22 protein-coding genes are annotated in these 20,875 nt (G+C 39.9%); 14 read left to right on the top strand and 8 right to left on the bottom strand.

Going from position 1 to position 20,875, the window contains the following annotated elements; all coding sequences use genetic code 11:
* Positions 1-64: 64 nt before the first annotated feature.
* From MHH41_RS10060 to MHH41_RS10035, 6 genes are all read left to right on the top strand, one after another.
* Positions 65-235: a YpmA family protein gene (locus MHH41_RS10060; protein WP_003215469.1), complete on the top strand. Its 171-nt coding sequence runs from the start codon at positions 65-67 to the stop codon at positions 233-235.
* Positions 236-247: 12 nt separating this feature from the next.
* Positions 248-733 carry a cell wall elongation/penicillin-binding protein regulator TseB gene (gene tseB / locus MHH41_RS10055; RefSeq protein WP_050943862.1) on the top strand — a complete coding sequence of 162 codons (486 nt, stop codon included), beginning with the start codon at positions 248-250 and terminating at the stop codon, positions 731-733.
* A gap of 115 nt (positions 734-848) precedes the next feature.
* Complete coding sequence (asnS, locus tag MHH41_RS10050; RefSeq protein WP_088001079.1) at positions 849-2,141, top strand: asparagine--tRNA ligase; 1,293 nt, start codon at positions 849-851, stop codon at positions 2,139-2,141.
* A 98-nt stretch (positions 2,142-2,239) separates the two neighbouring features.
* Positions 2,240-2,944 carry a DnaD domain-containing protein gene (locus MHH41_RS10045; protein WP_034661036.1) on the top strand — a complete coding sequence of 235 codons (705 nt, stop codon included), beginning with the start codon at positions 2,240-2,242 and terminating at the stop codon, positions 2,942-2,944.
* 17 nt (positions 2,945-2,961) lie between these two features.
* The gene (gene nth / locus MHH41_RS10040) at positions 2,962-3,624 is read left to right on the top strand and encodes an endonuclease III (protein ID WP_003215968.1); all 663 of its coding nucleotides are present in this window, start codon (positions 2,962-2,964) and stop codon (positions 3,622-3,624) included.
* Positions 3,621-4,130, top strand: coding sequence for a YpoC family protein (locus MHH41_RS10035; protein ID WP_003215857.1), 510 nt, complete (start codon positions 3,621-3,623; stop codon positions 4,128-4,130). The genes nth and MHH41_RS10035 overlap by 4 nt, the downstream gene beginning before the upstream one ends.
* Positions 4,131-4,164: 34 nt before the next feature.
* Here the strand turns inward: MHH41_RS10035 and MHH41_RS10030 are convergent, their stop codons facing one another.
* Positions 4,165-6,879, bottom strand: coding sequence for a PBP1A family penicillin-binding protein (locus tag MHH41_RS10030; protein WP_050943863.1), 2,715 nt, complete (start codon positions 6,877-6,879; stop codon positions 4,165-4,167).
* Between the two features lie 43 nt (positions 6,880-6,922).
* Positions 6,923-7,534, bottom strand: coding sequence for a Holliday junction resolvase RecU (gene recU / locus MHH41_RS10025; RefSeq protein WP_050943864.1), 612 nt, complete (start codon positions 7,532-7,534; stop codon positions 6,923-6,925).
* Positions 7,535-7,580: 46 nt separating this feature from the next.
* Between recU and MHH41_RS10020 the strand changes: the two genes are divergently transcribed.
* Positions 7,581-8,537 (top strand): DUF2515 domain-containing protein, encoded by a 957-nt coding sequence (locus tag MHH41_RS10020; RefSeq protein ID WP_050943865.1) that lies wholly within the window; start codon positions 7,581-7,583, stop codon positions 8,535-8,537.
* Between the two features lie 23 nt (positions 8,538-8,560).
* Here the strand turns inward: MHH41_RS10020 and sspM are convergent, their stop codons facing one another.
* Positions 8,561-8,665 (bottom strand): acid-soluble spore protein SspM, encoded by a 105-nt coding sequence (gene sspM, locus MHH41_RS10015; protein ID WP_050943866.1) that lies wholly within the window; start codon positions 8,663-8,665, stop codon positions 8,561-8,563.
* Between the two features lie 196 nt (positions 8,666-8,861).
* Between sspM and MHH41_RS10010 the strand changes: the two genes are divergently transcribed.
* The 3 genes from MHH41_RS10010 (at position 8,862) to MHH41_RS10000 (ending at position 10,083) form a co-directional block, all read left to right on the top strand.
* Entirely contained in the window at positions 8,862-9,095 is a 234-nt protein-coding gene (locus MHH41_RS10010) for a DUF5446 family protein (protein ID WP_223251159.1), read from the top strand.
* Positions 9,096-9,152: 57 nt separating this feature from the next.
* Positions 9,153-9,524: a YppE family protein gene (locus tag MHH41_RS10005; protein WP_137055055.1), complete on the top strand. Its 372-nt coding sequence runs from the start codon at positions 9,153-9,155 to the stop codon at positions 9,522-9,524.
* Positions 9,525-9,630: 106 nt separating this feature from the next.
* Positions 9,631-10,083 carry a YppG family protein gene (locus MHH41_RS10000; RefSeq protein WP_137055056.1) on the top strand — a complete coding sequence of 151 codons (453 nt, stop codon included), beginning with the start codon at positions 9,631-9,633 and terminating at the stop codon, positions 10,081-10,083.
* Positions 10,084-10,103: 20 nt separating this feature from the next.
* On the opposite strand, the gene MHH41_RS09995 is transcribed toward MHH41_RS10000, so the two are convergent.
* On the bottom strand, positions 10,104-10,523 hold the full coding sequence (locus tag MHH41_RS09995) for an Hsp20/alpha crystallin family protein (protein ID WP_003215994.1): 420 nt from the start codon (positions 10,521-10,523) through the stop codon (positions 10,104-10,106).
* Positions 10,524-10,690: 167 nt separating this feature from the next.
* Between MHH41_RS09995 and MHH41_RS09990 the strand changes: the two genes are divergently transcribed.
* Positions 10,691-11,197: a PTS sugar transporter subunit IIA gene (locus MHH41_RS09990; RefSeq protein ID WP_003216086.1), complete on the top strand. Its 507-nt coding sequence runs from the start codon at positions 10,691-10,693 to the stop codon at positions 11,195-11,197.
* A gap of 50 nt (positions 11,198-11,247) precedes the next feature.
* On the opposite strand, the gene MHH41_RS09985 is transcribed toward MHH41_RS09990, so the two are convergent.
* From MHH41_RS09985 to MHH41_RS09970, 4 genes are all read right to left on the bottom strand, one after another.
* Positions 11,248-12,366: an NADH-dependent flavin oxidoreductase gene (locus MHH41_RS09985; RefSeq protein WP_253622478.1), complete on the bottom strand. Its 1,119-nt coding sequence runs from the start codon at positions 12,364-12,366 to the stop codon at positions 11,248-11,250.
* Between the two features lie 607 nt (positions 12,367-12,973).
* A complete protein-coding gene (locus tag MHH41_RS09980; protein ID WP_137055059.1) occupies positions 12,974-14,278 on the bottom strand; it encodes a (Fe-S)-binding protein in 1,305 nt (434 codons plus the stop codon).
* 1 nt (position 14,279) lies between these two features.
* Positions 14,280-15,689 carry an FAD-binding oxidoreductase gene (locus MHH41_RS09975; protein WP_340866258.1) on the bottom strand — a complete coding sequence of 470 codons (1,410 nt, stop codon included), beginning with the start codon at positions 15,687-15,689 and terminating at the stop codon, positions 14,280-14,282.
* A 23-nt stretch (positions 15,690-15,712) separates the two neighbouring features.
* On the bottom strand, positions 15,713-16,420 hold the full coding sequence (locus MHH41_RS09970) for a FadR/GntR family transcriptional regulator (RefSeq protein ID WP_050943872.1): 708 nt from the start codon (positions 16,418-16,420) through the stop codon (positions 15,713-15,715).
* A 287-nt stretch (positions 16,421-16,707) separates the two neighbouring features.
* Here MHH41_RS09970 and MHH41_RS09965 point away from each other — a divergent pair, with 287 nt between their 5' ends.
* The 3 genes from MHH41_RS09965 (at position 16,708) to MHH41_RS09955 (ending at position 20,864) form a co-directional block, all read left to right on the top strand.
* Positions 16,708-18,039 carry an MFS transporter gene (locus MHH41_RS09965; protein WP_050943873.1) on the top strand — a complete coding sequence of 444 codons (1,332 nt, stop codon included), beginning with the start codon at positions 16,708-16,710 and terminating at the stop codon, positions 18,037-18,039.
* A gap of 84 nt (positions 18,040-18,123) precedes the next feature.
* On the top strand, positions 18,124-19,302 hold the full coding sequence (locus MHH41_RS09960) for an iron-containing alcohol dehydrogenase (protein ID WP_050943874.1): 1,179 nt from the start codon (positions 18,124-18,126) through the stop codon (positions 19,300-19,302).
* A gap of 137 nt (positions 19,303-19,439) precedes the next feature.
* Entirely contained in the window at positions 19,440-20,864 is a 1,425-nt protein-coding gene (locus MHH41_RS09955) for an NAD-dependent succinate-semialdehyde dehydrogenase (RefSeq protein WP_340866674.1), read from the top strand.
* Positions 20,865-20,875 lie beyond the last annotated feature (11 nt).

Raw genomic sequence — 20,875 nt, 5'->3', positions numbered from 1 at the left:
TAGTATCGGTTCCTGCGCCGAAAAGTATGACTAACAATATTTACGTACCGAGGAGGAATTAGAAGTGGAAAGTAAAATAGAGGTACTTTCAACTGTTCACATTAAGCATTCAGAGGACCTGTATAAAATTGTTGACTTATTGAACAGAACGCTTAAAAGAGAAGATCTCATGTTTGGATTGGCATTAGATCAAGAAGATCAAAATCAAGCGATATTTACAATATATCGCACATAGGGGAAGCTTGACATGAAAAAAATAGTTTGGATCATTTCATCCGTTGTGGCTCTCGTTTTGCTCATTGGCATCATCAGCTTTACGTGGATTTATCAGATTGCCATGGGGCAAAAGGAACAAGGTCATGAGGCGGCGATTGAACGAGCAAAAAAACAAGCAAACATCGTACAAGTGGAGCAAGTAGAAACCTTTGTCGGAAAAGAAAAACAATTTATTGTTGAAGGGAAAAATAAACAAAACGAAACAACCTATGTTTGGGTACCTGCCAGCAAAAAAGAAAAAGTGATTGCAAAAAAAGCAAAAGACGGTATTACCTCAAATCAAGCAGTACAAGCTGTTCAAAAGGAGAACACAGTCTCTAAGCTAAAGGACGTTCAATTAGCAAGAGAAGGTGACGTACTCCTTTGGGAAGTGACGTACTTAAATGAAAACAATCAATACAGCTTTAGCTATGTCGACTTCTCAACAGGACATGTGGAAAAAAATGTAACACCATAGTTTCTCCTGTCTTGCGTTGACCATGCTGATTTAGAACGGTTATAATAAAATGTATGAAAAAAGAATCACACCTATCGAAAAGGTGAGTTTCTTTCTGGCTTTGGAGGGAATTATGTTGAAAACAACGATTAATCAAGTGTTCAAACATGTCGATGAAGATGTAACCATCGGCGCATGGATTGCCAATAAACGTTCAAGCGGTAAAATTGCATTCTTGCAGCTGCGTGACGGGACAGGCTTTATTCAAGGAGTCGTAGTAAAAGCAGAAGTGGAAGAGGAAGTCTTTAAGCTTGCGAAATCAGTCACTCAAGAAACATCTGTCTATGTGACAGGACAAGTAACAAAAGACGAGCGTTCACCTCTTGGTTTTGAATTGCAAGTGAAATCCATTGAAGTGATTCACGAAGCAACTGACTACCCGATTACACCAAAAGAGCATGGAACAGAATTCTTAATGGATCACCGTCATTTATGGCTTCGTTCTAAAAAGCAGCATGCCATTATGAAAATTCGTAACGAAATCATTCGTGCTACATATGAGTTCTTCCATCAAGAAGGCTTCGTGAAAGTAGATCCGCCAATTTTAACTGGAAGTGCACCTGAGGGCACAACGGAGCTGTTTGCGACGAAATATTTTGATGAAGATGCGTACCTTTCTCAAAGTGGACAGCTTTACATGGAAGCTGCCGCAATGGCACTCGGAAAAGTATTCTCATTCGGCCCAACATTTAGAGCTGAAAAATCTAAAACTAAACGTCATTTAATTGAGTTTTGGATGATCGAGCCTGAGATGGCTTTTGTCGAATTTAATGAAAACCTTGAGTACCAAGAAAATTATGTGACTCATGTGGTTCAAAGTGTACTTGAAAACTGTAAAGTGGAACTGCATACACTTGGCCGTGATACAGCAAAATTAGAAAATATCAAAGCACCATTCCCGCGCATCACTTACGATGAAGCAATTAAATTCTTGCAAGAAAAAGGCTTTGACGATATTGAATGGGGAGATGACTTCGGCGCACCTCACGAAACAGCGATCGCTGAAAGCTACGATAAACCGGTGTTCATCACTCATTATCCAACATCATTAAAACCATTTTACATGCAGCCTGCACCAGATCGTGATGATGTTGTTCTTTGTGCAGACTTGATTGCACCAGAAGGCTACGGAGAGATCATTGGCGGTTCTGAGCGTGTCCATGATCTAGAGCTGCTTGAAGCAAGATTGAAAGAACATGGGCTAGATCAAGAAACATACAAATGGTACACAGAATTAAGACAATATGGTTCTGTACCGCATTCAGGTTTTGGTCTTGGACTTGAACGTACTGTTGCTTGGATTAGTGGAGCGCCGCATGTGCGTGAAACCATTCCTTTCCCAAGATTATTAAACCGTTTATATCCTTAAGACGTGAAAGCCTCCAACATATGGAGGCTTTTTCAAACGTTTTTTGAAGGGGCACGTGAAATAAAACGTGATATACTTAAAGTGAAGAGGTGTATCCGATGAATAGGCAGCAATTTATTAATATGCAGCAAATGGGTTCGACCAGTTTGCCTAATTTGCTGATTGCTCATTATGAGCAGTTAGGACTGAATGAATCACAAATGATGGTGATGCTTAAGATTAAAATGAATGAAGAACAAGGTGTGTTCTTTCAAACATTTGAAGAGCTATCCCATGGCATGACCATTTCAGCTGAAGAGTGTGCGTATATGGTTCAGCATTTAATTCAAAAAGGATTTATTTCGATTCAGCCGTTTGAAGACGGGTCTGGTATTCAGCATGACCGTTACTCAGTTGAGCCTTTATGGGGCGTGCTGTATGACTTTTTAGAGGCAAAACAAGCGAAGGAAGGTCAAAAACTTCACGTACAGGCTGAAAAGTCTTTATATGCTTTATTTGAAGATGAATTTGGCAGACCGCTCTCTCCTCTTGAAGGAGAAACACTCTCGATCTGGATGGATCAAGACCATCATGATGCTGAAATGATTCGCCTAGCATTAAGAGAAGCGGTTTTATCAGGAAAATTAAATTTCCGTTATATCGACCGAATTCTGTTTGAGTGGAAAAAGAAAGGGCTAAAAACAGCGGAAGAAGCAAAAGAGCATAGCCAGCATTTCCGTTCTCAGCAAAAAGCGCCACCATCAAAAGAAGAGACGTCAACATATAAGCGACAAGTTCCTTTTTATAATTGGCTGGAACAATAACCAATAAAGGAGAAGTCATGTTATCAAAAAAACAAATCAATGAATGTTTAGATATTATAGGAGATATGTTTCCAGAGGCCGAGTGTGAGCTTGTTCATTCGAATCCATTTGAACTTGTGATCGCTGTAGCACTCTCTGCGCAGTGTACAGACGTGCTTGTCAACAAAGTGACCAAAACGTTATTTCAAAAATATAAAACACCAGAAGACTATTTAAGTGTACCGCTTGAAGAATTGCAGCAAGATATTCGTTCGATTGGCCTTTATCGAAATAAAGCCAAAAACATTCAAAAGTTGAGCAAAATGCTGATTGAAGAATATGACGGCGAAGTGCCAAAGGATCGGGACGAGCTTGTGAAGCTTCCTGGGGTGGGCCGGAAAACAGCAAATGTCGTTGTTTCGGTCGCTTTTGGGGTGCCGGCAATTGCAGTGGATACACATGTAGAACGTGTTAGCAAGAGACTGGGAATCTGCCGCTGGAAGGATTCTGTTCTCGAAGTAGAACAAACCTTAATGAAAAAAGTGCCAGAAGAAGATTGGTCTGTGACGCATCACCGCCTGATCTTTTTTGGCAGATATCACTGCAAAGCGCAACGTCCGCAGTGCGAATCTTGTCCGCTTCTTGATATGTGTAGAGAAGGGCAGAAGAGGCTGAAAAAAGGATTGGTGAAGCTGGCATGAGCGGGGCAGTTGTTTTTTCCTCATATGTCGAAAAACTAAAAGGGAAAAAGGTAGAGATGAAAGGCGATCGAGTAGACATCCTTAGAGAGCATCCACTCGCATATGATCTATCTTCAGAACCTTTAAGAGATGAACTTCCATGGCAGAAAACAGAAGAATTTGTTCCTGTGATGTTCGAACTGTGGAATGAATTAAAAGAAAAAATGCTTCCTCGTTTTCAAACAAGAAAGTCCCGGTGTGAAGAAGATGATATGCTTCAAGGGATTGTCAGTATGATTGCGATGTTTTACTGGATCAAAGGGGAGAGACTGCAAACGCTTGATTGGGAACATATTAAGCAAGAGACATTTCCTGTTGCTCCTATTAATTGGACAGAACGTTTAGAGTTCATATTGGTAAAACCGACTCAATATCACTGCTTCATTCAACTAGACGAGCTATACACAGAACTAAAAAAGCAGTATGGAAAATATGAAGCACTTAAAAAAATCAGACAAAACCGTTAAAAAAGCACTTGCCATATAGGCAAGTGCTTTTTCATTATTCATTTTCTTTTCGATTAGGAGAAGTTGATTGCGAACTTGAGTTTTGAGAGTTCGTTTTTGCATCATCTTTCTTTTTATCTTTATTGTCAGTTTGTGAATTGCCGTTCCCATTTGTACTGTCTGAGCCATCATCGGAAGAACCATTATTTCCGTTTTCCGTATTTCCGCCTTGATCCTGATCCTTATCTTTGTCTGGATCTTTTTTATCATCTGGCTTTTGCTCATCAGTGCCTGGGGGTTGATTTTTGTTATCGTCAGTCTGGTCTGTCTGCTCGTCGTCAGGCTGCTGCGGTTCTTCTTCTTCTTTGTTCTCATCATCTGCTTTTTCTTCCTTATCTTCATCATCTTTGATGGTGAGGAAGGTAGAAGCTGCTTTACTTGTGACATCCTCTACAGTGGCTGTCACTTGGAATTTATAAGTAGAGCCAGGCTTTACATCAGAGATGACCGCTTCTTTAGCAGAACTGTTTTGAATCTCTTTATAGCCGCCGTTATCTACCGCTTGTTTTACATTAAATGTAGCATCTGCGTCGTTATCATAGCCCCAAGTCAGTGTGATGGATTTTTTCTCTTCATCATACACTGCTTTTAAATCAGAAGGCTTATCAGCTTCTTTTTTCTCATATGTGTCAGACACTTTTGTCGGAACCGTACCTTTTACAAAGTATTCTGTTGTCTTCTTCTCACTAGGTGTATTTGGTCCGGCCAATTTCGCTGGATCCGATCCTTTTTCAACCGTAGCTTCTACGACACTGTCTGGTTTTTCAAATGAGCCGCTTCCATCATCAATTTGAGAAATTAATCGCTGGAAGACGAGTTTGGCAACACGCTGCTCATAATCTGTGAGCCACATTTTGCCGTCCGCATCTTTTGAGTTACCGATTCCAGTCCAAACGGCTGCTGTATATTGCGGCGTATAACCAACAAACCACGAATCTTTCGCACCGCCAGAAGGAATATTGTATTTATTGATATCATCTTGTGTAAAGTTCGTTGTACCTGTTTTACCAGCTACTTGAACGTTCGGTACTTGTGCAAGTGTCCCAGTTCCAGATTGGACAGCAGTTTTCAGCATATCTGTGACCATAAAGGCTGTGTAATCACTCATAGCCGCTTTGGAATCTGGCGTTAGGTCAAGCTTTGTACCGTCATTAAATTCAACAGACTTGACAGCATGCGGTTCGTTATAATATCCATTATTACCGAATGCACTAAAGGCCCCAGCCATTTTTAGAGAGGACACGCCATCGTCAAATCCACCGATTGAGTAAGACTCAGGAATGTCAGACGGTAAGTCCATACCTAAATTATTGGCGAATTGAACGGCATTGTCTGTGCCAGCTTCTTGGAAAGCTTTTAGGGCAGGGATGTTTCGTGATTGTGCCAAAGCACTTCTCATCGACATTTTCCCTAAATGTCTTCTGTCAAAGTTATTAATTGGTGTACCGTTTGAGTACGTATACGGCGCATCATCAATTTGCTGGTACGTTGACCATTTTTTGTTTTCAATGACTGGACCGTAATCTAAAATTGGTTTGATTGTTGAACCTGGCTGACGTTTTGCATCAGTCGCATAGTTAAAGCCGCCGGCTGGTACATCACGTCCACCGCCAATAGCGCGAATTTCACCATTTTTCGTATCAAGCAGAGTAACACCTGCCTGCATACCTTTCGTAAATCCAACTGAATCTCCATTGATAATATCATCTAGGTGATCCTGAGCTTTTCGATCAAGTGATGTATAGATTTTTAGTCCATCAGTTGATACATCCACTTTGGCTTTTTTCTGTACTTCTTCCATGACTTCTTCAATATAAGCAGAATACTTACTTGAGTTCTGGCTCTTATATTTATCAGCAGGGATGACAGTTTTGCTGACAGGGGTTGCTTTTGCAACTTCATAGTCTTTCTCTGAAATGTAGCCTTGTTTTTTCATGAGCCCTAGCACGATATTGCGGCGTTTTTCCGCTGCCTCAGGATTTTTCACTGGGTTATAAGCAGAAGGACTCTGCGGCATACCTGCAAGTGTGGCAGCCTGTGCAACCGTTAGTTTATTTAAATCTGTCACGCCGAAAAATTGTTCAGCCGCTTTCCCAACACCGTAAGCATAAGGTGAGAAGAAAATGCGGTTTAAATACATTTCTAAAATTTCATCTTTAGAGTACTTTTGCTCAAGCTGAATCGAGAGCCATACTTCCTGTACTTTACGTTTTAACGTTTTTTGATTGTTAAGTAGAGTGTTTTTCACAACTTGCTGTGTAATTGTACTTCCACCTTCAGCTCCAAAGCCGTCCTCGACGTTTGCGACAAGGGCACCGCCAATACGGATTGGGTCTATCCCGTGGTGTTTATAAAAACGTGCATCTTCCGTTGCGATAAATGCTTCTTTTACCACATCGGGTATATCTTTAATCGAGACATACGTTCTTTTTTCCGCACCGACTTCTGCAAACACTTTCTTGTCTATGTCATAAAGCTTTGAAGAATACGGTGTTTTGAGCTTACTATCATCAATTGAAGGAGCGCTCGATGCAAAAACGGCAAAAGTTGTGATTCCGGCCACTACACAAAGAAGACCGATCACGAGTAAAGATAAAAATATTTTTTTAAATAGACCTGCTTTCTTTTTGCCTTTTTTGTTCTTTTGCTTCTTATTGTTTTCTTGACTTGCTTTACGTCGCTGTTCACGACTTGTAAATTGATCAGACATCACATCTCAACCTTTCGTGTTAAACCTTTTTCGAACGTCATTGCTACTCACTTTCATCCGAAAAATGAAGTGTCTCCACTACTTTAATATAATCAATTCTTGGCGAATATCCAAGTGTCATTAAGTGGCCGGCTTCCATTAATTCATCTTTACTAATGGATTTCCGGCCGTTTAGCTTCTGCCGCTCCCAGAAGAAAAAGAGATCTGAAGCGGGCAAATAATAAACGGAGCCAAATGCGGATATAATAACGAAACAAATGCCGCCTAGCTTTTCAACCTGTTTCATATGCTCAATTTGATGGTCGTGGAAATTTTTGAGCGGAAACGAGGTGGTGCTTTTGGTCTCCTTTGCTTCAAAATCGATATAGCGCCCTTTGTACACTCCATTATAGTCTGTTGTGGATGATTGCTTAAAATAGGCTTCTTTGATCACAGCAGCGCTTCTTTTTGGATAATCCACATTCACAATCTGAACGGGGGTAGGCTTTTTATGAATGACTGCGATCCCATTGACCAAATAGTACTGGTTGGTTTCATTTAAGTCAGCCTCAAGCGTCATCCCGCGGTTACTATAAGAGGATTCGCCGCTGATTCTTTTTTTTGTCCCAATTGGTTGAATGGGCTGATACGATTTTCCGTTTGGATACCGAATCATCAAGTTTCAGCCTCCTTTTAATGCATTTTGTATTGGAGAGATACCTATGTTGTCACAAGAAGAGTACATCATCACTCAGCATATATTGCGTGAAACGAAAGTGAAAAATAAAGACAACCTGACGAGGACAAATGCTTACAAGCGCTTTTATGATCGTCATCCAGAGATGAAATGGTCGCTGCTTGCTTCCTTTGTCTCAAGAAATGCTGGATGGTCTATGACGGATCTAAAGGGCGAGCTCTTCCATCCAGGTTTAACAGATCAAGAGGGGCACCTTTTTTTCACAGCATATGAAAGAGCGAATTGGCTGATCTTTTCGGATGCTTACCCTCAGCTTCTTTTGTATGAATGGTCTAAGCGGTGCGGCAAACCTTTGTTCCATCTGCTTCCGTATTTTTCTGTATCTCGTTTTATGAGCACTGAGTGGGAACGTTTTTGGCTAAAGCGTGACACAGAGCGCCTGCTTTATGCACTCATCATAAATGAACAATATACTATACAATCTCCTATTATACAAAATCCTCTACTGAAAAAGAATGTTTTTCACTCGATTCAATATCTGTTTAGTGAGTGGGGACATTTTCAAACCGTTGTTTTTCCAACGGTGGACGGGCATTTGTACGGGTTAACCATACGGAAGTTTTCCCACGTAAAGGAGCGTATTTCATTAGGGAAAAAACTAGCGAAACTATTATTTCGGGCCGATTTATTTTCGGATTTTTATCATTTTTTGCATACTGTTCCGCATACCGGATCACGGTTTGATTTTGAGCCGTTTTTAGGGATCGCTAGAAGGTCAACACCTTTTCTTCGAACTGTTTATCCAGTGATGACACATTCATTAGACGATCAAAGAGAAGATTGGTTTCAAAAGAAATTGAGCTCATCTTTGTTTGATGCAGAGACATTGCCAAAACAAATTGAGCTGACCGACTGGTATTTTCATAAAAAAAGACAGCTTCGTTTTCTTTTCTCATTAGAGCACTATTTTTTGCATAAATAAAAAGCAGGGGGTACCTGCTTTTTTTACGTGGATGGTCGATTAGGACCGCCGAGTTTTTTATCAAGCTGATCTGTACTGTTTTCTTTCCCTTTTGGCTTTTGCTCTTTTGGTGCTGACTGCTTTTTCATGAAATCTACCTCCTTTGTCCTTAGAATTTACACAATCGGACGCAATCATACAAAGAAGGACAAGCATATGTCGAAAAGGAAGAAATAGCGCTCATCTACACTTAGATTGGCGATTTGCTTCTAGTTTTGTCATGTGTGAAGGAGGGTGTGAAAGAAAAGAGAATGTAACGAGAGACGATAAAGGAGGAATCTGATGATGAGCGAATTTGTATCAAAAGAATCCATTTTGCAGTTATTAGAGGAAATCGAGCGAAAAATTGATGCGGTGGAAGAAGAGCTGTCTCTTGCTGTGAACGAAACAACACGTGCAGCCATAGAGGAGCAAGAACAAATGATAGACCGGCTTGAATCAGAAGTAAAGGACTGTGAAGTGAAGATTCACGCAGCTGAGTATCAACTGGCGGCAAGACCGGCATACCACGCAGGGTAGCTTTCTATTTGAGCAATAAGTAAACGTTTGATAGGATGGTTCATAGAGGTGAACACTTTGGATAATCAAACATTACTTGAACATACACAAGAGCTGAGAATATGGATCGAAGAGGCGTATGAGCAGTACCAAAAGGGAAAGGCTGAAGAGGAATACCCCGTATATGATTTTCACACAGAAATTCAGCCGGCCGTTGAGTCATTTGATCAGAAAATGGAAGAGTGGCTCACTGCTGCGATCTCGTTTATTCATCTAGCGAAGCCTAGATATTTACACGAAGAACAGCTTGAAGCCGTCAAAGAAAATGGGAAAGAGGTTGTCCTGCAATCTTATTTTGGCAAACAGCATGCACCCCGTGTGAAAAATTTAGTTGAGTCAGTGATTTACACACTGAACCTTTTAATAGAAGAAATCAACAAGCGCAGCTGAAGACATCGCTGCGTTTTTCTTATGGCTGCTTTAGGCACATCTTCTGCTTTTCGTCATAATATATGAGTGACAAGACTATGCGCTGAGAGCGAGAGGAGCGAGATATATGATCCCTTATTCAAACCAGCAGCCGTATGAATTCAATCCATTCAATCAAGGGCCATTTCCGTATCCAGAAATGCAGCAGCAGCCTCCGCAGCCTCCAGAATATTTTATGCCGCCACATCAAGGTGGAATGAGCCAGGCATCACCTGCTGTCTATCAGCCGCCTTATGGATATCAAGAAAATGTGCCGCCTTTTCAGCCGCCCGAAGCGATCAATCAACCCCAGATGCAGCCACCAGGTATGATGCCCATGCAGCAGCCTATGAACCCTTATCCTTTGCCAAGACCGCAAAAACAGCAATCATCTCAATTTAAAAGTGTGCTATCGCAATTCAAAAAAACGAATGGACAATTCGACTTTAACAAAATGTTTGATACAGCTGGGCAAATGATGAGTACGATGAATCAAGTAGGCTCATTAGCGAAAGGATTTACGAGCATTTTTAAAGCATAGTTAAAACCCAATAGAAGGATCTATTGGGCTCTTTGCTTTGGTGCCGTCACACGAAGCGTTTGATCTTTCCACACGCTTTTCATGTTCGTTTCATCTATTTTTGCCGGCATTAAAATGGTTTTTGTAAAGCTCGAATACGAGGAAGTTGTATCCGTTTTAATTGTTTCCTGTACGGATAAGTGTAAATATTGGGCTTTTACTTCTAGTGCGATATCGCCTTCGACAAAATGGTCGGGAAATTGGATTGCGATATACACAAACTGCTCATCCTCTGTCACATCGGTCGTAATCGATGCAAGTGAATGCGATGTGGTCATGAGTGCCTCCGCACTATTTAATATCTCATGAAACGGGGAGGATGCGAAAAATTGTTCAATCGCTTCATAGAGAATATCTTCATTTGCCAGCAATTCATGTTTCTTTTCGCCTTCATGTTCCATTTGAATCACCTCTCATCTACAGCCTATGCAGAAAGGACTCAGGCGGTTATCAATTGATGAGAGGAAAAAATTATGATTAAATAGTGTTGAATGAAGCAAGGTGTATGAGCGCAGCGTTTCATACACGGAATAGATATAGAAGCAAAGCTTGAAGGGAGCAATTGACATTGCTGAAAAAATTATTCGGTTTCGGGAAAAACCAAGATGATGTAAAAGAAGAAATCATTTATTCTCCAGCTGATGGAGAGTTAATGGATATGACGGATGTACCAGACCCTGTTTTTTCTCAAAAGATGATGGGAGACGGCGTAGCAGTCAAACCAAATAGTGGCACGATTGTGTCACCAGTAGAGGGTGAAATCATCCAGCTCTTCCATACAAAACATGCAATTGGCATTCGAACACTCTCAGGGCTTGAGCTTCTGATTCATATCGGACTTGAAACAGTGGGATTAAATGGTGAAGGATTTGAAGCGCACATCAAAGAGGGCGATAAAGTGAAGATCGGTGACCCTCTCATTACGTGTGATTTAGAACTGATTGAAGAGAAAGCGGCAAGTACAGTGACACCGATTGTCATTATGAATGGTGACTTGATCGAGCATCTCGATAAAGAACCAAAGGGATCTGTTGAAAAACAGACATCTAAGCTTTTTACCGTTAAATTAAAATAATCAGGACAAAAAAACTACCCAATCGTTTGAGGGTAGTTTTTTTGATGACATTAATCTTCCATCGGAACCCAGCCTTGACTTGCTTCCATAACAGACCACAATCCTTCTGGAATCAAATATTGATCTTTTTGGCTGCGTTTAATAACAGTTTCAATCTCGCTTTCTCTGCCTTCTTTAATCTTCTTTGCCCAATCTGGGTCGACGATCAGCTCACGTGCGATAGCGATAAGCGGAATTCCTTGGTTATAGGCACTTAGTGCATCTTCGGCTGTAATGACGCTGCCTACACCGATGAGCGGAAGGTTATCGCCGCAGCGATCTTTTAGCAGCTCCATACGCGTCTTATCCGTATCTGCACCGCGTCTTGCTTTAGAGTCAATCTCCATTAAAGAGATATGCAAATAATCAAGGTTTTTAGTTTTAAGAACATCGACTAAGGTAAACGTCTCTGTCATCGTTAAACCAGGCGTTTCTGGTTCTTCAGGGGATAATCGATATCCAAAGATAAACGGTTTTTTCGCATGCTTTTCAATTGCTTCTTTCACTGCATCCACAACAGCGATAGGGAAAGCTAGCCGCTTTTCTTCATTTCCTCCCCACTGATCTGTCCGCTGGTTGCTATGCGGAGAGTAAAATTGCTGTAATAGATAACCGTTTGCACCGTGGATTTCCACGCCGTCAAATCCTGCTTCGACCGCTCGTCTTGCCGCTTCTTTAAAAGAGTCAATGATATGGACAATTTCCTCTTCTTTTAAAGCGCGTGCAATCTGTTTTCCATCTTTAAACACGTCACTTGGCGCAACCACATCACCATTTGGAACTAAGTGAGGGAGAGCCTGAGAGCCGCCGTGATGAATTTGAATGATGGCTTTAGTTCCCTTTGCCTGAATCGCAGAAGCTAGTTTTTTCAGGCCGGGTATATCTTCATCTCTTGCGATAGAAGGCTGTCCTTCAAATGCCTTACCATCTGGAGTCACGTTCGCACATGCTGTGATCACCATGCCCATATCACTAGATCTAGCTGTAATGAAATCAATTTCCTCTTTAGAAATAGTGCCATCCTCGTGAGAACCGAAGTGTGTCATTGGCGCAACGACTAACCGGCCATTAATAGACGCACCTCCTGGAAACGTAAATGGTTCAAATAATGGCTCAAAATCTTTTTTCATACGATTTCCTTCTTTCTTGAAATGTTTTCTCTTCTGAAGTGTAATTGATATGGTTACATGCAAACAAATAATTTGCTCAGAAAAACATTTCAAAAATTGTCGTCTGGTCATGCAAACAAATAATCGGTGCACTAGAATTAAGAGGTGGAACGTAATGGAAAGGAAAATAATGACTGATCTTATTGATGAATTAAAAGCAGATGAACAAGTTGTACATTGGCATGAAATAAATGAGAACACCGCAAAGACATCGATAATTTCGCAGCAGGTCGCTGAAAGATAAAAGTCGTGTTAGAAAAAAGGACGTGAGTGAGCTCTATATACATCAAAAAGAAGCCAATGAGCGTGTCATGGCAGGGTGGGGATGATCGGAAATCAATTAGGAGATGAAGATGCCCATAGCATGCAGGGAGAACTTTCCTATGTTTGTTGATTCGTCATGGCTTTATTCTGAAATGAAACCCACAAAAAGTGGGTTTCATACAGTAAGAAATAGAGAGAGGTTCATTCTTTAAAAAAGAAAGAACTTAGAAGGGGCTTGGGATGAAATCATTTCAATCTTCTTTTGTTTTTGGAATTGATCATGATCAAATAGTGAGAGAGAAGCTCATGAGATCCCAGAGGCTTCCGCTAAATATTCAATTAGATGCAGGGCACGCATAGAATGAGAGAGACCTTCACGTTCTATACCAAGTTTCATCTGCAATAGGCAACCTGGATTGGTTGTGATGACAACGGTTGCGTTTGTAGCTTTCGTATGCTTCATTTTTTCATCAAGAATCTGCATGGAAGCATCATAATTTACGATATTATAAATGCCTGCTGATCCGCAGCACATATTTGCTTGCTCCATTTCGATAAATTGTATTCCAGGGATACTTTTCAATAATTCCAAAGGTTCTTGATTTACTTTCTGAACATTGGTCATATGACAGGAGTGCTGATAGGTCACCCTTTCGCCATGACGGGGCTGTAAGTCTGGCAAACCACCGCAAGCGACAAGTACCTGGCTTATATCTCTTGATTTAGCAGAGAAAGCAGCAGCTTTTTCGGCCCACTCTTTGTCATTCGAAAGTAAATGTCCGTACTCATAAAGCTGGGCGCCGCAACCTCCTGCATTATTTACTATAAAATCGGCATTTATTTGTTCGAATGCGAGAATATTTTGCTTTGCTAGGTGACGTGCTTCGTCCATTTCTCCAGTATGAGCTTGTAGTGCTCCGCAACAGGTTTGTTTCGGAACCACCACAACATCACAGCCTACTTCTGAAAGTAACTTTATAGATAGTTGATTTATAGTGTGGAACATAGAGTCCATTATACAGCCAGTAAAAAATGCAACAGTATATTTTGCTTTTAGCTTTGCCTTCACTTCGGTTGATGCTCGACTACGCTCTATAGGGGAAGTAGGAGTAGGAATAATCGACTCAAATTCGCCTAAGTTATATGGGGTATTTTTCATAATGCCAGACGCCCGGGCAGCTTTTTGTAATCCGCTTGTTTTGTATAGCCAGATAGAATGACCAGCTACATTCATCATCTTTTTGTTCGGAATGACTTTTTTCAGCATCACTTTTCGTAATAGACGTACTGGTAAGGAAAATTTTTTACGTTTTACAATTGCTGCACGTGCCGCTTCTAGGATCGAACCATATTCTACACCTGTGGGACAAGCTGTCTCACACGCCCGGCAGCCCAAACACAAATTGAGTGGTTCTTCAAGAACGGATAAATCTGTAATCTTTCCTTCACCAACCATCTTTACTAGATTAATCCGACCACGAGGTGAGTGAGTTTCTGTACCGAAAGTTACATATGTTGGGCATACAGGTAAACAATAGCCACACTGAACACAATTTTTTGTTTTGTCATACTGAAGTTCTTCTCTTAATTCATTAAGTGGTACCGTCATGTTATCTCAACTCCAATTTTTGTCCTGGCTCAGGGAATATCTTACCAGGATTCATAATATTGTTCGGGTCCCATGCTTTTTTTATACGTTTCATCATATCAAGTCCAACTGCACCGAGTTCCATTTCCATAAACGGTGCTTTCATCGTTCCAATCCCATGCTCACCTGAAAGTGTCCCACCAAGCTCAACAGCAGCCGTAAAAATTTCTGCAACAGCTTGTTCAACACGAATCATTTCTTCCTGATCTGTTTTATCACAAATAATATTCGGATGAAGATTACCATCACCAGCATGACCAAACACAACAAGGTGAATACCGTATTTATCACGTATGTTCAGTAATCTTTCACACATTTCAGGTATTTTACTTCGAGGGACGGTAGCATCCTCAGAGATTTTAGTTGGCTTAATCCGCGCGATGGCTGGTGATACAAGCTTACGAGCTTTCCAAAGCTCTGTTTCCTCGGCTTTATTCTTTGGAATTGTTACTTCTCTCGCCCCTACAGTACGGCATAATAAAGCCGCTTGTTCCATTTCTTCTTTCAGAGAGAGGGGGTGGCCGTCAAGTTCAATTAATATAAGTGCTGCTGCGTCAGTGGGTAAACCAAGGGGTTCAAAATTCTCGACTGCTACAATAGAAGACTGATCCATTAGCTCCATTTTAGATGGCAAAATACCGGAAGAAAGAATTTTGGAAATGGCACTTCCAGCATCAACAAGGTTATCAAAAATGGCCATGATGGTCCCACTGGCCTGTGGTTTAGGAATGAGTCTCAATATTGCTTTTGTTATAATACCAAGTGTTCCTTCTGAACCCACAATGAGTTTCGTTAAATCGTAACCGGTAACATTCTTTACTGTTTTACCGCCGGTTTTGATGATTTCTCCTTCCGGGGTAATGATTTCAAGACCAATGACATAATCTTTTGTCACGCCATACTTCAGTCCTCTTGGGCCACCTGAGTTTTCTGCTAAATTACCAGCAATCGTAGAAACGTGAGAACTGCTTGGATCCGGTGGATACATGAGTCCTTTTTGTTCGGCAGCTTTATGAATGTCTGATGTCAATACACCTGGAGAAACAATTGCAATAAGATCTTCTTCATGAATTTCAAGCAAATCGTTCATAATAGATAAATCTATGACAATCCCTCCTTTAACAGGAAGAGGACCTCCACTTAGGCTCGTTGCCTGACCTCGTGGGCAAACAGGTATTTTTTCGCAATTAGCAAACTTCACAAGGGAGGCTAATTCGTCTACGCTTTTAGTCTGAATGACGATATCGGGTAAATAGGTTCCAAAAGAACCATCGAATGAATAACTAAAACGATCACTTTCATCTATGAGTATTCTCCCCGTTTTTATGATTGCTTCGATGTTCTCTATATGATAATCGGTCACTACTTTCATTTAATCCTCATCCTCTCGTTTTGCTATAAAGTGTAATCTTTTATAAACAAGCTTATTTTCTCTTCTGCATTTTTCAAATGAATCATAGACAGAACTTTGGCTAACTCAGGCTCTTCTGCTTCGATTGCAAGCAAAATATCTCGATGTTCTTTGTAGACAGCTTCTCTTTTAAGTTTTAACTCTGTATTTGGGCGAAGAGTAATTTGTAATGTTTTTTCATAAAGGGAAGCTAGGTTATTTTGTGTTTGAATCATAATAGGATTTTGTGTAGCTAAAGTAATAGAGTTATGAAAATCTATATCTTCCTTTCTAGCAGTTGTAGTATTCTCGATTGATTTTTTCTCCCATTCGTCTAATATTCTTTTCATGTTTTCAAGTTGTTTTGGCGTGCGACGGAGGGCAGCTAAGTAAGCAACTTCAGGCTCTAGCACTTTTCTCATTTCAAAGAGATATTTAATATTGTCAATATCATCAGTTTCGATATGAATTCTTTGAAGTAATGTTGAATTGGCAGAATCTTCTACGTAACTTCCCCCACCTTGACGTGAATAAATGACACCTGCAGCACGAAGCATGCTTAATGCTTCTCGAATTGGAACTCTGCTTACTCCAAATTGTTCAGTTAGTTCCATTTCGGTTGGCAGCTTTGAACCTGGAGGAAACTCTCCATTTTCAATCATAGTTAATAATTTACGAGCAATTATCTGCGAAACTTTTTCTTTTTGAGACACGATACCATCCTCCATAAAATTTTAATTTGTATGATGAATTTTAAATTTTAAATTTACAAAACGTTCATTTATGTATAAAATGATAAACAAACTTACTAGGTTTTGCAATAGTTGTAATACAAATTTTCAAATTGCGACAATTTAACCATTGCTTTCAATGTTTTTGAACTGAAATGAAAGCACTTACAAATCTGAATATTTTAAAGTTCGTGGCTTACTCCACTTTATATATATTGAAGTTCATCATTTCAATACTTTCACGCTTTTATACATTAGGAGGAATGGGTATGAACAATGCAGTTTCATTAGAAAAGCAAACAACTCGAAAAGTCACTAGACGACTCGTACCATTTTTAATTATTCTCTATATTGTTGCGTTCCTTGATAGGGCAAATTTAGGTTATGCTGCTTTAGAAATGAATCAAGCATTAGGACTAACGAGTCAGATGTTTGGAATTGCTTCTGGTATCTTCTTTATAAGTTATTTTTTGTGTGAAGTGCCGAGTAATATCATGTTAGAGAAATTCGGAGCAAAAAAATGGATTGCACGAATTCTTATAACTTGGGGGATTGTAGTTGTTTTAACTGGATTCGTTCAAAATGCTACACATTTGTATATCTTACGTTTTGTACTCGGTGCATTAGAAGCGGGATTCTTTCCGGGAGTTATTTTGTATTTAACTTATTGGTTTAGAGCAAAAGAGAGAGCAAAAACAATTGCTATGTTTATGACAGCTATTGCTATTTCGTACATTATTGGAGCTCCACTTTCTACATGGATTATGGATAACATCCAATGGATGGGGCTTGATGGATGGCGTTGGATGTTCGTTCTTGAAGGTGTACCGGCTGTTATTTTAGGGATTGTGACGTTATTTTATTTAACGAATAGACCAGACCAAGCGAAATGGCTTTCAAGCGAGGAGAAACAATGGTTAATAGCTGAATTGGAGAAGGAGAGAGTAGAAAAAGCAAAGGTAGATGCTGACAAAAAACTAGTTGGACACAAACAAACCTTAACTAATCCACGAGTATGGTATCTAGCAATAATTTACTTTATGTTTAACATTGGTATATATGGTGTAGGCTTTTGGCTACCTCAAATTATTAAATCTCTTTCGGAAGTCCTAACTAATGTGCAAATTGGATTGCTTACAATGATTCCTTATATCGCAGGAGCCATTGTAATGAATATCTGGTCTCGTCGTTCTGACCGTTCAGGAGAGAGACGTATTCATGCGGCTATTCCGTTGATTGTGGGCTCATTAGGACTGTTTGCATCTGGAATGACCTCAAATCCGTTTCTTTCAATTGCATTTATGGTTATAGCTGTATCAGGCATGTACAGTTTCTATGGGCCTTTTTGGTCTTTGGCAACTCAATTTTTAAGTACTTCAGCTGCTGCTGTAGGAATTGCTGTTATTAATTCAATTGGAAATTTAAGTGGATTCGTTGGACCTTATGGTATTGGGATGATTCAAGATGCCACAGGAAATGTAAGTGTTGCATTGTTCTTCTTAAGTGGATCTTTGCTAGTAGCTAGCGCTCTGTTGTTTGCAATGCGAAAAAGCCAATTAAAAGTTTCACAAGATAATTCACATATCTCAACAAATCAATAATCTTTTCGTTTGATTTAAGTTCAATAGATTTGAAGAATGAGTTTTACTAAACTCAAAATGATTACTTATGGGGAGTTGTTAACAATGTCTTTAATGCCATACACATATTTTATGCCCACGCGAGTAGAATGTGGCAACGGAATTTCAAATAAAACAGGAGAAATGATTAGTGAATTAGGGATTAAGAGAGTACTGATCGTTACAGATAAAGGTATACGTTCAGCTAATCTTTTAGAAGGGATTGAGAAGTCACTTCAGGCTGTTCATTTGGAATATGAAATATATGATGAGATAGAGCCAAATCCATCAGATGATACGATTCATAAAGGAACAAACTGTCTTAAACAGCATAAAAGCGAGGCTGTATTAGCTGTCGGTGGTGGTAGTAGCATCGATACAGCGAAGGGGATAGCCGCAATGGCTACTAACCCTGGTCATATCTTTGATTATGAAGGGGTAGGAAAAATCACCATACCGCCTCTACCTATCATAGCCATTCCCACTACAGCAGGAACAGGAAGCGAAGTAACTGCCTCGACCGTTGTTACGAATAAAGATACATTATTTAAATTGGCAGTGATTAGTCCGAAGTTATTTCCAATTTTAGCTATATTAGACCCTGCTCTTACGTTGCATCTCCCACAAGGGATTACAGCAGCAACAGGGATGGATGCGCTAACACACGCGATAGAATCATATACATCTAAATCTGCTAGTCCTGTTAGTCAAGGATTTGCTATACAGGCTATAAAAATGATTGGTGAAAATTTAACTAAGACTTATTTTGTTGGAACAGATATAGAAAGCAGGGAGAAAATGCTTGTTGGCTCAATGATAGCAGGGGTGGCATTTTCTCAATCACTTTTGGGAAATGTCCATGCCATATCTCATACGTTTGGTGGAGTTTTTAATATTCCTCATGGTATTGCAAATGCTGCATTATTGCCGTTCGTAATGAAATATAATTTACCAGCGTGTGCAGAACAGTATAAAGATATCGCAATTGCTTTAGGAGTAGATGTTAGCGGATTATCTACTCGATTGGCAGCAGAAAAAGCAATTGAAATTGTTATCCAAATGAATCAGTCGATGAATATCCCTCTTAATATAAAAGATTTGGGTGTTTCACTTGATTATTTACCAAAATTAGTAACCGATTCGATGAGAAGTGGTAATGTATTAAGAAACCCTAGACTGACAAAGGCTGAAGATATTCACTTGATTATTGAAAAAGCATATTATGGTGCGTTAGATGAGATGTAATCTACAAAAGATTGCAAGTGTAATGACAAACTAGACGCCTAAAATTTAGATTTTATATCAGTGCTTGAAGATAATTTATTTAAGGGGGAATTTTTTTGTTAAAAGTCAATTCTTTAGTTGAATTAGAGAAATTAAAAATGTATGTCAATGGTGAATGGACAACTGCATTAGATGGAAAAACATTTTCAATAACAAACCCATCAACTGGTCAAATTATTGCTCGAGCTCCAAAAGGGGGGCATCAAGAGACAAAGCTGGCGATTGAAGCTGCAGATCATGCTTTTAAATCCTGGTCCAAATTAACGGCAAACGAACGTGCTCACTATTTACTGAAGTTGTATGATCTTATGCATGAATATCAAGATCAATTAGCAGAAATCATCAGTTTGGAAATGGGAAAACCTTTTACGGAGGCAAAAGGAGAAGTAGCTTTTGCAGCTAGTTATTTACAATGGTTTGCTGAAGAAGGAAGAAGGATTTATGGAGAAACGATTCCTGCTTCTGCTGTTAACAAAAGGTTAATGGTTATCCGCCAGCCAATTGGTGTCGTTGCAGCAATTACTCCATGGAATTTCCCTTTAGCCATGATGACTAGAAAAGTAGGTCCTGCGATGGCAGCTGGGTGTACATCTGTTGTGAAACCAGCTGGACAATCTCCTATTAGTGCGATTGCGTTTGGAAAATTGGTAGAAATGGCAGGAGTGCCAAAAGGAGTTGTAAACATCGTAACAGGTGCTTCAGGCCCAATTTCTGATGAAATTTTTGAAAACCCAACAGTTAGAAAGATTTCATTTACAGGATCTACTGAGGTTGGGAAATTATTAGTGACCAAGTCTGCTGCACAATTGAAGCGGTTGTCATTGGAACTTGGTGGACATGCACCATTTATTGTTTTTGAAGATGCTGATTTAGAAGCTGCTGTTACAGGTGCGGTTGAAAGTAAATTTAGAAATACAGGGCAAACGTGCGTATGTGCAAATCGAATCTATGTCCAAAGCTCTGTTATAGATAAGTTTTCAGAACTTTTTGTAGAAAAAGTGAAAGCTCTTAAAGTTGGGAATAGTATTGATCCAAGTGTACAAGTTGGACCCTTGGTAAGTCCCGAAAGTTTAGAGAAAGTGGAAGAGCATGTAAATGATGCTGTTTCTAAAGGAGCTCGCCTTCTTTATGGCGGACAACGCCTTAAAGGTGAATTGTCTGAGGGGTTGTTTTATGAACCTACCATTTTGGGTGAAGTAAATTCAAACATGCTTATTACGAGTGAGGAAACATTTGGGCCAGTTGCTCCAATTATTCCATTCGAGACAGAAGAAGAAGTCGTTCGATATGCAAATTCGACAGAATATGGTTTAGCTGCGTATTTCTATACAGAAAATTTTAGTCGATCCGTCAGAGTTTCTGAAGCTCTAGAATTCGGGATTATTGGTATGAACGATGCAGTTCCTGCAGTTGCTCAAGCTCCATTTGGAGGAATTAAAGAGAGTGGAATGGGGCGTGAAGGCGGACATCAAGGGCTGGACGAATACTTAGAAGAAAAATATATTTCCATGGGTATTAAATAAAAAATGGTGTA

Source organism: Bacillus sp. FSL K6-1145 (genome assembly GCF_038003425.1).
Classification (GTDB): Bacteria; Bacillota; Bacilli; order Bacillales; family Bacillaceae; genus Bacillus; species Bacillus pumilus.
Note: the sequence above shows the minus strand (reverse complement) of the source record. Positions and strands in the feature narration are given on the sequence as shown.